The sequence below is a fragment of the Streptomyces hygroscopicus subsp. hygroscopicus genome, assembly GCF_030269125.1.
Classification (GTDB): domain Bacteria; phylum Actinomycetota; class Actinomycetes; order Streptomycetales; family Streptomycetaceae; genus Streptomyces; species Streptomyces hygroscopicus_C.
This window is the reverse complement of record NZ_BSSM01000018.1, coordinates 162,415-174,406: the sequence shown is the minus strand read 5'-3', so window position 1 is coordinate 174,406 and position 11,992 is coordinate 162,415. Positions and strand designations below refer to the sequence as shown.

Sequence of the window (11,992 nt, the reverse complement as noted above, 5' to 3'; positions counted from 1 at the left end):
TTCGGTGGTTATAGCGTTAGGGAAACGCCCGGTTACATTCCGAACCCGGAAGCTAAGCCTTTCAGCGCCGATGGTACTGCAGGGGGGACCCTGTGGGAGAGTAGGACGCCGCCGAACAATTTTTGGGAAAGCCCCCGCACCTCTGGTGCGGGGGTTTTCTGCGTTCACGGCCGGTTTTCCGGCACGGGATGCCCCCGAAGGGCGGCGGGTCGGCGCCGACTCAGAGCCGACCCGCCGCCTTCAGAGCCAGATACGCGTCCGCCAGAGCCGGCGCCAGGTTCTCCGGAGTCGCGTCCACCACCGTGACACCGTGCCGGCGCAGCTTGTCCGCGGTGCGCTGCCGTTCGTTCTGCGCCTGGGCGGCCGCCGCCGCCTCGTAGACCGACTCGACGCTGCCCCGTGACGTCGCCATGCGGGCGATGTACGGGTCCGCCACCGCGGCGACCAGCACCGTATGGCGTTGCGTGAGCTGCGGCAGGACGGGGAGCAGCCCCTGCTCCACGGGTGCCGCGTCCAGGGTCGTGAGCAGCACGATGAGGGAACGCCGCGGCGCCGTACGGAGTGCCGTGGAGGTCAGGCCCCGGCTGTCGGTCTCCACGAGTTCCGGCTCCAGCGTGGCCATCGCGCCGACGAGGGAGGGCAGCAGCTCGTTCGCGGAGCGGCCCTGGACCAGGGCGCGCACCCGGCGGTCGTAAGCGAGCAGGTCCACGCGGTCGCCGGCCCGGGAGGCGAGCGCCGCGAGAAGGAGGGCCGCGTCCATGGCGGCGTCCAGGCGCGGGGCGTCACCCACCCGCCCGGCCGAGGTACGGCCGGTGTCCAGGACGAGAAGGATGTGGCGGTCGCGTTCGGGACGCCAGGTGCGCACGGCGACCGTGGACTGCCGGGCGGTTGCCCGCCAGTCGATCGAGCGGGTGTCGTCGCCGGGGACGTACTCGCGCAGACTGTCGAACTCCGTTCCCTCACCGCGGGTCAAAACGCTTGTACGACCGTCGAGTTCACGCAATCGAGCGAGTTTCGACGGAAGATGCTTCCGGCTCGTGAACGGGGGCAGAACCCGTACAGACCAGGGCACCCGGTGGGCGCCCTGGCGGGAGAACAGCCCGAGAGGGCCGTAGGAGCGGATCGTGACGCGGTCCGCCTGGCGGTCGCCTCGGCGGGTGGGACGCAACCGGGTGGTCACCCGTCGGCGCTCACCCGAAGGCACGGTCAGCCGGTGCCGGGACGCCTCGACCTCCGTCCCGGGCAGCCAGCTGCTGGGCGGCCAGCCGTCCCGGAGCTGTGCCCGCAGCGTGCGGCGCGACGGGTTCGCGACCGTGAGTGTGACCTCGGCGCCCTCACCGAGCCGGGCGGTGGTGTCACCGGAGCGGTTCAGGACCAGGCGTCGTACGGGCGCGGCCAGCGCGAAGTCGCACGCGCAGGCCAGGGCCAGCGGGCCGTTGACCGCGAGGAGGCCCGTCCAGCCCGGTTCCAGGATGCCGACCGGGAGGGAGCCGAGGGCCGCGAGCAGGGCGGCGCGTCCGGTGAGCGCCATCAGCGGGGGACCGGGACGTGGGCGAGGACGGCGTTGATGACCGAGTCGGCCGTCACGCCCTCCATCTCCGCCTCGGGGCGCAGCTGGACGCGGTGGCGCAGGGTCGGCAGGGCGAGGGCCTTGACGTCGTCCGGGATGACATAGTCCCGGCCCGTCAGCCAGGCCCAGGCGCGAGCGGTGGACAGAAGGGCGGTGGCCCCACGCGGGGACACACCCATGGTGAGGGAAGGGGATTCGCGAGTGGCACGGCAGATATCGACGACATAGGCCGTGATCTCGGGGGACACGGTCGTCCCGGCGACCGCGGCGCGGGCCGCTTCGAGGTCGGCGGGGCCGGCGACGGGGCGTATGCCCGCGGCGCGCAGATCGCGGGGGTCGAAGCCCGAGGCGTGCCGGGTGAGGACGTCGATCTCGTCCTCGCGGGACGGCAGCGGGATCGTCAGCTTGAGCAGGAACCGGTCCAGCTGGGCCTCGGGGAGGGGGTAGGTGCCCTCGTACTCGACCGGGTTCTGGGTCGCGGCGACGAGGAACGGCTCGGGGAGCTTGCGAGGGGTGCCGTCGACCGTGACCTGGCGTTCCTCCATGGCCTCCAGGAGGGAGGACTGGGTCTTGGGCGGGGTGCGGTTGATCTCGTCCGCGAGCAGCAGGTTCGTGAAGACCGGGCCGGGCTGGAAGGAGAACTCGGCGGTGCGGGTGTCGTAGACGAGGGAGCCGGTGACGTCGCTCGGCATCAGATCGGGGGTGAACTGGACGCGCTTGGTGTCGAGTTCGAGGGCGGACGCGAGGGCGCGCACGAGCAGGGTCTTGGCGACTCCGGGAACGCCTTCGAGCAGGACGTGCCCGCGGCACAGGAGGGCGACGACGAGGCCGGTCACGGCGGGGTCCTGGCCGACCACGGCTTTGGCGATCTCGCTGCGCAGGGACTCCAGGGAGGCGCGGGGGTCGCCCGCGGGCTCGGCCGGCCCGGCGATGTCGGTGGTCGGTTCCGTCATGAACGGCGTACCTCTCTTTCGAGGGCGTCGAGTTGGTCGGTCAGTGCGATCAGGGCCGTGTCGTCGCCGGGCGGCGGCCCGAAGAGCAGGGAGCGCAGTTCCTGTCCGTCTCCGGCGAGATGGGCGGACAGGGCGGGGAGCAGGGCCTCGGGCGCGTGCGCCTGAGCGACGGGCACCCCGACGAGCGGGGCGAGGCGGGTGCGGGCGGCGGAGCGCAGCGCGGCGGCCGCTCGGTCGCGGGCGTTGGCCTTGCGGTAGAGGCGGGCGCGGCCTTCGGCGGTCTCGGAGGCCCGGATCGCGACGGGGAGCTGTTCGGGCACCAGCGGTCCGAAGCGGCGTCCCCGCCAGAAGGCGGCGAGCACGGCCGCGATGAACAGCTGGAGGGTGGCCCACAGCCAGCCCGAGGGGATCAGGCCGAGGAAGCTCTTGCGGTCGCCGTCGGCGGCGGGGGCGTCGGAGAGTGAGGGGAGGTACCAGACCAGATGGGGGCGGGAGCCGAGGAGCTGCAGGGCGAGCGAGGCGTTGCCCCGCTGGTCGAGGCGGTCGTTGTACAGGATGTCGGGCGCGCCGAGCACGACGGTGTCGCCCCCCGAGGCGGCCGGGACGCGCAGCAGGGTGGCGAGGCGGGCGCTGGGGTAGCAGGAGTCGGCGTCGAGCCGGGTGGTGGTGTAGCGGATGCCGCCGGTGTCGGCGTCGCCCGCGCGCCGGGCCTCGGGCAGGGCGCAGCCGGGGGCCAGGGTGGTGCCGAGGCTGTCGGCGGGGTCGGCGCTGACGCCGGGGGCGAGTCGTCCGACGGACCAGCCGCTCGCCGCCACGAGGACGGTGCGCCCGCCGGAGGCCGAGGTCGCCCGGCGCAGTTCGGTCTGCTGGCTGTCGGTCAGGCGATCGGGGACGGCTACCAGGAGGGTGGTGTCGGGGCCGGCGGCGGCGCGGGCGGCGCGCAGCGTGGTGACCACGCGCGTGGTGACCCCCCGGTCGGCCAGCAGCTGGGCGACGGCGTGGCTGCCGTAGGGGTCGGCGGAGCGGGGGTCCAGCGCGCCGTGCCGCTCGCTGGAGCGTATGGCGGCCATGACGACGGCCGCGGCCAGGAGGAGGACGGCAGCGAGGACGATGCCTCGTGTCCGGGTCCACACGGCGCGGGCCGTGGGCGCGGTGGAGGTGGTGGGCGCCGCGGCCTCGGCGGTCACTCGGCGACCCCCTGGCTGGTGCTGTGGGCCGTGTCGGCCGTGCTGTCGGCGTGGGCGGGCCTGGTGCGCTCCAGGTCGCGGTCGAGTTCGGCGAGACGGCGGTACGACTGCTCGCTCGCGCCGCGTCCGCCGTATGTCACGTCGTCGAACTCGCGGGCGGCGGCGCGCAGTCGGTCGGTGTGTGCCGGCAGGGCGCGGCCGGCTTCGGCGGCGGCCTCGTCGGCGGTGCGGCCCGGCCGGATGTCGAGCACGGTGCGCTCCTCCAGGGAGCGGACGATGGCGCGCATGCGTTCCTGCACGGCCTGGCTCCAATGGCCCTGGGCCGCGTGTGCCTCGCCGGCCGCGCGGTGTTCGGCGGCGCTGCGCGGGCCGTCGTCGAACAGGACGGCGGTGGCGCGGGCGGGGCGGCGGCGAGGGGTGCCCAGGCGCCACCACAGGGCGGCCAGGACGGCGACGACGAAGAGGATCACGACCCACAGTCCGACGGTGCCGCCGGGGGTCGGCGCGGACGCGCTGCGGAACAGACCGTCGAGCCAGTCGCCGAACGCCTTCAGGGCGCGTTCCCACAGGCTGGGGTCGTTCTCGTGGTACATGCGCTTGGCCAGCTCGCGCCGGGCCGCCTCGCGGGCGGGATCGCGCGGGACGGTCACCGGCGGCCCGTCCCCCGGGCCGCCCGCCGCGAGGACGGACGTGCCCGAGGCGCGCAGCAGGCCGTGTACGGCTGTGGCCACGGCGCCGGGCCGGCCCGGCGCCGTGAACATTCCCCCCGTGAGAAGCACCCCGTCAGCTCCCCGGGACGGGACCGGGGGCGCCGGTGGCGGCGCCCTGGACACCGGCGGCGCGGGCCAGTTCGAGGTCGAGGCCCTCGCGGCGGATGCGCTGGTCGATGTAGAGGAACACGGTGACGCAGGCGGAGACCGGCAGGGTGATGGTGGTGCCGATCACCGCGCCGATCCCGGCGATCACCAGGAAGGTCCAGCCGACGTGGCCGCCGTTCTGGCCCATCAGGCCGGACAGACCGTCGCCGCCCGCGATCAGGGCGATGACGGTGAAGGGAATCGAGATCACCACCCTGATGACGGCGACGATGAGCCCGGCGAGCAGCTGGATGCCGAGGATGCGCCACCAGGAGCCGTGCACCAGCTTCGTGGAGCGGCGCAGGGACTGTATGACGCCCTGCTTCTCCAGCATCAGCGCGGGCGCGGCCAGGGAGAAGCGCACCGTCAGCCAGATGAGGACGACCATCCCGGCGAGGAAGCCGATGATCAGGAGCGCGATTCCGGCGCCCTTGCTGCCGCCGAGGAAGCCGATGACGCCCGGGACCGAGGCGACCAGCATGATGCCGAAGCCCATGAGGAAGAGCAGGACCAGCTGGCCGAACAGCTTCCACAACTGCGGGCGGGCCTCGCGCCACGCCTCGCCCGGGGTGGCCGGCCTGCCGAGGACCGCCCGGCTGGTCACGCTCGTGAGCATCGCGGTGGCGATGAGCGTGCCGATCATGGTGATCAGGCCGAGGATTATGGAGCTGAGGAAGGACTCGCCCATGATGCGCAGGGCTTCGGTGGGCGTGATGGTCGGGTCGCCGAGGGAGGTCCGCGCGACGGTCTTGTTCAGGAAGAGACCCTGGAGGAGGACCGCGGTGATCTCCGTGACCAGCGCGAGGGTCAGGGATATGCCGAGGACGGTGCGCCAGTAGGTGCGCAGGGTGGAGACGGCGCCGTCGAGGATCTCGCCGACGCCGAGCGGGCGCAGCGGGATGACACCGGGCTTGGCCGCGGGCGGGGGACCGCCCCAGCCGCCGCCCCAGGCTCCGTGGCCGGGAGCGCCGTAACCACCGTACCCAGGGGGGCCTCCGTAGCCTCCGGGCGTGCCGGGGCCGCCCCAGCCGGGGCCGGGCGGCGGGGGTGGCGGGGTCTGGCCGGGGGCGCCGGTGGGTGCGGACCACCGGCCCGGTGGCGGCTGCTGGCCGGACCACTGCGCGCCTGGGCCCTGCGGCTGCGGGCCCGGCTGCGAAGCGGACGCGCCGGGACCGGATCCGGGCTGGTCGGTGCTGTCGGACGCGCCGGGTTCCCGGCCCTCGGGCGTCGGGTCGGATCCGGGCGAGGCCCAGCCCGGAGTGTCTGTCATCGGAGCTCCTTCTCGGTGCCCGTCCGCGGTCGCGGCGGCAGGTTGGTGGACATCGTGCCATGGCTCGGTCAAGTCGGGTCCGGGCGAGGTGGGGGCCGGATGCCTTCAGTTGTCCGAGGTGTCCGGGGCAGACTGATCCCATGGCTGATCATCAGGCACGAAGCGGTGGGGACGAACGGCCGTCCGGAGTACCGGCGATCCGATGGGAGGAACCACCCGAAGGTCCCGTACTGGTCCTTCTCGATCAGACGAGGCTTCCCGTGGAGGAGGTCGAGCTGGTGTGCACGGACGCGCCGGCGCTGGTGGAGGCGATCCGTTCGCTCGCCGTGCGCGGGGCGCCGCTGCTGGGGATCGCGGGGGCGTACGGCGTGGCGCTCGCCGCCGCGCGGGGCTTCGACGTGCCCGAGGCCGCGCGGGCCATCGAGGAGGCGCGGCCCACCGCGGTGAACCTCTCCGTCGGAGTGCGCCGGGCGCGTGCCGCGCACGAGGCCGAGCTGGCCAGGAGCGGTGACCCGGTCGCGGCGGCCGAGGCGGCGCTGGCCGCGGCGCGGACACTGCACCGGCAGGACGCGGAGGCCAGCGCCCGGATGGCGGTGCACGGCCTGGCGCTGCTGGACGAGCTGGTGCCCGGCGGCGGACACCGGATCCTCACCCACTGCAACACCGGTGCGCTGGTCTCGGGCGGGGAGGGCACGGCCTTCGCGGTGGCGCTCGCGGCCCATCGCGCGGGGCGGCTGCGGCGGCTGTGGGTGGACGAGACGCGTCCGCTGCTCCAGGGCGCGCGGCTGACGGCGTACGAGGCGGCCCGCAACGGCATGGCGTACTCCCTGCTCACCGACAACGCGGCGGGCTCGCTGTTCGCGGCGGGCGAGGTGGACGCGGTGCTGATCGGGGCGGACCGGATCGCGGCGGACGGCTCGGTGGCGAACAAGGTGGGCAGCTATCCGCTCGCCGTGCTCGCGCGCCACCACGGGGTGCCGTTCATCGTGGTGGCGCCGCTGACGACGATCGATCCGGACACGCCCGACGGGGCGTCCATCGAGGTCGAGCAGCGGCCCGGCTTCGAGGTGACCGAGGTGATGGCACCGCAGGCGCAGGTGACGGGGCCCGGCGGCGGGATCCCGGTGGCGCCGCTGGGGACGCGGGCGTACAACCCGGCGTTCGATGTGACGCCGCCCGAGCTGGTGACGGCCATCGTCACCGAGGAAGGGGCCGTCACGCCCGTGTCGGGCGAGGCGCTCGCGGGGGTGTGCAAGCGGGCGCGCGAGGCGGCGATCGGCTGATCGGAGCGCGGCGCCGGACCCGCGATCCGGCGCCGCGGGACACCGCGTGAGACGGTCGGGGGCAGACAGTGATGGCTCCGTACGACTATCGTCACCGGCCAGTGACCTCGCTCACCAGCGCCTCTGTCACTGTTACGAGAATGGGATGATGTCGTTTATGAAGGGACGAGTCCTTGTCGTCGACGACGACACCGCACTGGCCGAGATGCTCGGCATCGTGCTGCGTGGTGAAGGTTTTGAGCCGTCTTTCGTAGCCGACGGCGACAAGGCGCTGGCCGCGTTCCGTGAGAGCAAGCCCGACCTGGTACTGCTCGACCTGATGCTGCCCGGACGGGACGGTATCGAGGTGTGCCGGCTGATCCGGGCCGAGTCCGGGGTGCCGATCGTGATGCTCACGGCCAAGAGCGACACCGTCGACGTCGTGGTGGGCCTGGAGTCGGGCGCGGACGACTACATCGTCAAGCCGTTCAAGCCGAAGGAGCTGGTGGCCCGGATCCGGGCGCGGCTGCGGCGCTCCGAGGAGCCGGCGCCCGAGCAGCTGACCATCGGTGACCTGGTCATCGACGTGGCCGGCCACTCGGTGAAGCGGGACGGGCAGTCGATCGCGCTGACCCCGCTGGAGTTCGACCTGCTGGTCGCGCTCGCCCGCAAGCCCTGGCAGGTCTTCACCCGCGAGGTGCTGCTCGAACAGGTGTGGGGCTACCGCCACGCCGCCGACACCCGCCTCGTCAACGTGCACGTCCAGCGGCTGCGCTCCAAGGTCGAGAAGGACCCGGAGCGGCCGGAGATCGTGGTGACCGTCCGTGGCGTCGGTTACAAGGCCGGACCGAGCTGACATGTCCGAGGACAGTGCCGTTTCGGGGTCCGGCCTGCCCGGGGAGCGTCCGAAGCGGCCTGTCGGCCGGACGGCGTCGGGCACGCGCGTCGGGCGCTTCTTCGAGGGCGGACTGCTGCGGGGCGGGGTGCAGGGAAGCCCGGTCCTGCGGCTCTTCCTGCGCTGGGTGCGCCGTCCGCTGCTGCCGGTGATGCGGCTGTGGCGGCGCAACATCCAGCTCAGGGTGGTCGCCACCACCCTGCTGATGTCCCTGGGCGTCGTCCTGCTGCTCGGCTTCGTCGTGATCGGGCAGGTGCGCAACGGTCTGCTGGACGCGAAGGTGCACGCCTCGCAGAGCCAGGCCACGGGCGGTTTCGCGGTGGCCAAGCAGCGCGCCGACGAGGCGGCCGGCACCAACGGCACGGGCACCGGTACCGCGCCCGCCACCGCCGACGGCAGCACGGACGGCACCGCCGGTGCGGACGGCCGGCCGACGCAGAACGTCATCCAGTGGATGAGCGATCTCGTGGAGTCGCTGTCCAGCGGCGGAGCGGGTGCCTTCGACGTGGTGACGCTGCCCGTCGGCGACGACAGCGGCGGCGGCCGCAGCCCCCGTGGCTCCGGCAACGTCAACCCGACCTCCAGCATCCCCGCGGACCTGCGCGATCGGGTCAACAGCGGCATGACGGCCGCCCAGAGCTACACCCGGATCGTCTACTCCAACGGCAAGGAGTCGCAGCCCGCGCTGGTCATCGGCAAGCAGGTCAACGACCCGAACGGGCGGCCGTACGAGCTGTACTACCTCTTCCCGCTCACGCAGGAGGAGAAGTCCCTGAGCCTGGTCAAGGGCACCCTGGCGACCGCCGGGCTGTTCGTCGTCGTGCTGCTCGGCGCCATCGCCTGGCTGGTGGTGCGGCAGGTCGTCACGCCGGTGCGGATGGCGGCCGGGATCGCCGAGCGGCTGTCCGCCGGGCGGCTCCAGGAGCGCATGAAGGTCACCGGCGAGGACGACATCGCCCGTCTTGGCGAGGCATTCAACAAGATGGCGCAGAACCTCCAGGGCAAGATCCAGCAGCTGGAGGACCTGTCGCGGATGCAGCGCCGGTTCGTCTCGGACGTCTCGCACGAGCTGCGCACCCCGCTGACGACCGTCCGTATGGCCGCCGATGTGATCCATGAGGCGCGCGAGGACTTCGACCCCGTGACCGCGCGCTCCGCCGAGCTGCTCGCCGACCAGTTGGACCGTTTCGAGTCGCTGCTCGCGGACCTGCTGGAGATCAGCCGTTTCGACGCGGGCGCGGCGGCGCTGGAGGCCGAGCCGATCGACCTCAGGGAGGTCGTGCGGCGCGTGGTCGGCGGCGCCGAGCCGCTCGCCGAGCGCAAGGGCACGCGGATACGCGTGGTCGGCGACCTCCAGCCCGTGGTCGCCGAGGCCGACGCCCGGCGCGTGGAGCGGGTGCTGCGCAATCTCGTCGTCAACGCCGTCGAGCACGGCGAGGGCAAGGACGTCATCGTCAAGCTGGCCGCGGCCGGCGGCGCGGTCGCCGTCGCGGTGCGCGACTACGGCGTCGGGCTCAAGCCGGGCGAGGCGACCCGCGTGTTCAGCCGCTTCTGGCGGGCCGACCCGGCCCGCGCCCGCACCACCGGGGGCACCGGCCTCGGGTTGTCCATCGCCCTGGAGGACGCGCGGCTGCACGGCGGCTGGCTGCAGGCCTGGGGCGAGCCGGGCGGCGGCTCGCAGTTCCGGCTGACCCTGCCCCGGACCGCGGACGAGCCGCTGCGGGGCTCCCCGATACCGCTGGAACCCAAGGACGCGCGCCGCCGTCGGCGCCCCGACGACTCAGGGACGCCCCGGCAGGAGAAGCGGGCGACCGTCCCGGCGCAGCAGAGCGGCGGCCATGTGCCCGCCCTGCCGTCGCGCGCCCCCATCGCGCCCCGGCGGTCCGCCGCCACCCCCGCCACCGACCCGACCGCGCTGCCCGGCAACGGCAACGGGGCGCGCGTGGTGCCCCGGCCCACGGGGTCCGTGCAGCGCTCCGAGGAACGGTCCGCGGAGGATCGGGCGCCGGACGCGATGGCCGTACGACCGGAGTCCGGGCAGGGACCGGCGCGGCCGGAGGACTCGACCGAGCCAGGGGAGGCATTTCGTGGGCGCTGACCGCGAGGGGGGCGTCCGCCGAAGGCGCGGGCGCGCGGCGGCGTACACCGCCTTGGGGGTCGTCCTGCTGGCCGGATGCGCCTCGATGCCCGACAGCGGCGACCTGCGGAACGTGGAATCCACACCCCGGCAGGACACCGGGGTACGGGTGTTCGCCATGCCGCCCGCCGACGACGCCAACCCGGGCGAGATCATGCAGGGCTTCCTGGAGGCGCTGACCAGCGACGACCCGGAGTACGACACGGCGCGCAAGTACCTGGCGAACGACGCCGCGCGTACCTGGCGGCCGGAGCGGTCGACCACGGTCCTCGCGAACGGGCCGAGTATCGAGACCGACTGCCGTGCGGGCAGCCGGGAGACGACCAACAGCGTCACCTGTGTGCTCACCGGCACCCGGGTGGCCACGGTCGACGCCCAGCAGGCGTACCAGCCCGCGGCCGGCACCTACCGCAGGAAGGTGCATCTGACGCGGGACGGCAAGACCGGGCAGTGGCGCATCGACGAGCTGCCCGACGGCGTGGTCATGGGCAAGTCGGACTTCCAGCGCAACTACACGTCCGTCGACAAGTACTACTTCGCCTCCGGTACGTCCGTCGGGCCGGCCGGGGAGCCGGTGGCGGTCGCCGATCCGGTGTTCGTGCGCAGCAAGGTCGACCCGATGACGCAGATGGTCCGCTCGCTGCTGGACGGGCCGTCCGACTGGCTCGGTCCGGTGGTGCGTTCCAGCTTCCCGACCGGCACGGCCCTGCAGAAGGGCGTGTCGGGGCTGGCGCCGGACGACCAGAACCGGCTGACGGTGCCCCTGAACCTCGGCGCGTCGCGCGTCGCGCCGTCCAAGTGCACGGAGATGGCCACCCAGCTGCTGTTCACGCTGCGGAACCTGGCACCGACCCTGGAGTCCGTCGAACTGCAGGGCACCGGCGGCCGCCGGCTGTGCGACCTGACCGAGGAGCGCGCGGTGTCCGCCGCCTGGCACGGGTCGGCGAAGCGGCCCGAATACCTGTACTACGTCGACGGCAGGCACCGGCTGGTGCGGATGCCGACGGGGAGCACCGGCACCGGGTCCGTGCAGGTGCCCGGTGCCCTCGGCGAGGGCGACAAGACGCTGCGCTCGGTGGCGGTCTCACGGGACGAGCGCAGCGTGGCCGCGGTCGACAACTACGGCGCGTCGCTGCACGTCACGTCGCTGACCTCGGACGGCTCGCTCGGCGACGCGCTGGTCACCAGCAGGGGCGCGACCCCCGACGAGCGGCTGACCACCCCGAGCTGGGACGCCCGCGGCGACCTGTGGGTGGCCGACCGCGACCGGCAGGACGCGGCCCTGTACGTCGTGGAGCACGGCACCACCAAGGCGGAGAAGGTCACCGTCCCGGACCTGCCCGGCCGCATCAAGGACGTCCGGGTGGCCGCCGACGGGGTGCGCGTCGCGCTGGTCGTGGAGAAGGACGGCAAGCAGTCCCTGCTGATCGGCCGGATCGAGCGCGAGGACGGGACCGGGGCGGCGCCCTCGGTGGTCGGACTGCGTTCGGCCGCGCCCGACTTGGAGGAGGTCGGCACCATGACCTGGGCCGGGGACAGCAGGCTGCTGGTGGTCGGCCAGGAGCAGGGTGGTGTGCAGCAGATGCGGTACGTCCAGGTCGACGGCGCCACGCTCGACGGTCCGGCGCCCGGCGCGCTGCCCGGGGTGAAGGCGATCGCCGCGTCCGAGGACGACCGGGTGCCGCTGGTGGCCTACTCGGACGACGGGATCGTCCGGCTGCCCACCGGGGCGCAGTGGCAGAAGGTGGACAAGGACGGGACGGCGCCGGTCTATCCGGGCTGAGGTGTCAGCGCCGAGGTGCCAGGGGCCGGGGCGGTCACCGGTCCGGGCGAGTGGGCCGAGCAGGGCCGAGCGGGGGGC

Annotated in this window: 9 protein-coding genes and 1 rRNA gene; 5 read left to right on the top strand and 5 right to left on the bottom strand. The window is 73.6% G+C overall.

From position 1 onward, the window contains the following. Positions 1-117, top strand: a 5S ribosomal RNA gene (gene rrf / locus QSK45_RS32080). 103 nt (positions 118-220) lie between these two features. Here the strand turns inward: rrf and QSK45_RS32075 are convergent. Genes QSK45_RS32075 through QSK45_RS32055 form a run of 5 tightly spaced genes read right to left on the bottom strand, consistent with a single transcriptional unit; the run spans position 221 to position 5,837 of the window. Continuing rightward, positions 221-1,531, bottom strand: a complete 1,311-nt coding sequence (locus QSK45_RS32075) for a DUF58 domain-containing protein (protein ID WP_285562404.1) — start codon at positions 1,529-1,531, stop codon at positions 221-223. Then, entirely contained in the window at positions 1,531-2,523 is a 993-nt protein-coding gene (locus tag QSK45_RS32070) for an AAA family ATPase (RefSeq protein WP_285562403.1), read from the bottom strand. The genes QSK45_RS32075 and QSK45_RS32070 overlap by 1 nt, the downstream gene beginning before the upstream one ends. Next, entirely contained in the window at positions 2,520-3,710 is a 1,191-nt protein-coding gene (locus QSK45_RS32065; protein ID WP_285562402.1) for a DUF4350 domain-containing protein, read from the bottom strand. The genes QSK45_RS32070 and QSK45_RS32065 overlap by 4 nt, the downstream gene beginning before the upstream one ends. After that, positions 3,707-4,471, bottom strand: a complete 765-nt coding sequence (locus tag QSK45_RS32060) for a DUF4129 domain-containing protein (protein WP_285562413.1) — start codon at positions 4,469-4,471, stop codon at positions 3,707-3,709. Before QSK45_RS32060 ends, QSK45_RS32065 begins: the two co-directional genes overlap by 4 nt. Positions 4,472-4,493: 22 nt before the next feature. After that, positions 4,494-5,837 (bottom strand): DUF7847 domain-containing protein, encoded by a 1,344-nt coding sequence (locus QSK45_RS32055; protein ID WP_285562401.1) that lies wholly within the window; start codon positions 5,835-5,837, stop codon positions 4,494-4,496. Positions 5,838-5,977: 140 nt separating this feature from the next. On the opposite strand from QSK45_RS32055, the gene mtnA reads away from it, so the two are divergent. The 4 genes from mtnA to QSK45_RS32035 all read left to right on the top strand — a co-directional run bounded on the left by mtnA (position 5,978) and on the right by QSK45_RS32035 (position 11,914). Beyond that, positions 5,978-7,120 (top strand): S-methyl-5-thioribose-1-phosphate isomerase, encoded by a 1,143-nt coding sequence (gene mtnA, locus QSK45_RS32050; protein ID WP_285562400.1) that lies wholly within the window; start codon positions 5,978-5,980, stop codon positions 7,118-7,120. A gap of 145 nt (positions 7,121-7,265) precedes the next feature. Beyond that, complete coding sequence (gene mtrA, locus QSK45_RS32045; RefSeq protein WP_187279108.1) at positions 7,266-7,955, top strand: two-component system response regulator MtrA; 690 nt, start codon at positions 7,266-7,268, stop codon at positions 7,953-7,955. A gap of 1 nt (position 7,956) precedes the next feature. Further along, positions 7,957-10,092, top strand: a complete 2,136-nt coding sequence (gene mtrB, locus QSK45_RS32040; protein WP_285562399.1) for an MtrAB system histidine kinase MtrB — start codon at positions 7,957-7,959, stop codon at positions 10,090-10,092. After that, positions 10,082-11,914, top strand: coding sequence for an LpqB family beta-propeller domain-containing protein (locus QSK45_RS32035; RefSeq protein ID WP_285562398.1), 1,833 nt, complete (start codon positions 10,082-10,084; stop codon positions 11,912-11,914). Before mtrB ends, QSK45_RS32035 begins: the two co-directional genes overlap by 11 nt. The last annotated feature ends 78 nt before the right edge of the window (positions 11,915-11,992 follow it).

Coding starts and splice junctions, on each gene's coding strand:
- QSK45_RS32075 (WP_285562404.1), bottom strand. CDS start 1,531: ATGGCGCTCACCGGACGCGCCGCCCTGCTCGCGGCCCTCGGCTCCCTC.
- QSK45_RS32070 (WP_285562403.1), bottom strand. CDS start 2,523: ATGACGGAACCGACCACCGACATCGCCGGGCCGGCCGAGCCCGCGGGC.
- QSK45_RS32060 (WP_285562413.1), bottom strand. CDS start 4,471: ATGTTCACGGCGCCGGGCCGGCCCGGCGCCGTGGCCACAGCCGTACAC.
- QSK45_RS32055 (WP_285562401.1), bottom strand. CDS start 5,837: ATGACAGACACTCCGGGCTGGGCCTCGCCCGGATCCGACCCGACGCCC.
- mtnA (WP_285562400.1), top strand. CDS start 5,978: ATGGCTGATCATCAGGCACGAAGCGGTGGGGACGAACGGCCGTCCGGA.
- mtrA (WP_187279108.1), top strand. CDS start 7,266: ATGATGTCGTTTATGAAGGGACGAGTCCTTGTCGTCGACGACGACACC.
- mtrB (WP_285562399.1), top strand. CDS start 7,957: ATGTCCGAGGACAGTGCCGTTTCGGGGTCCGGCCTGCCCGGGGAGCGT.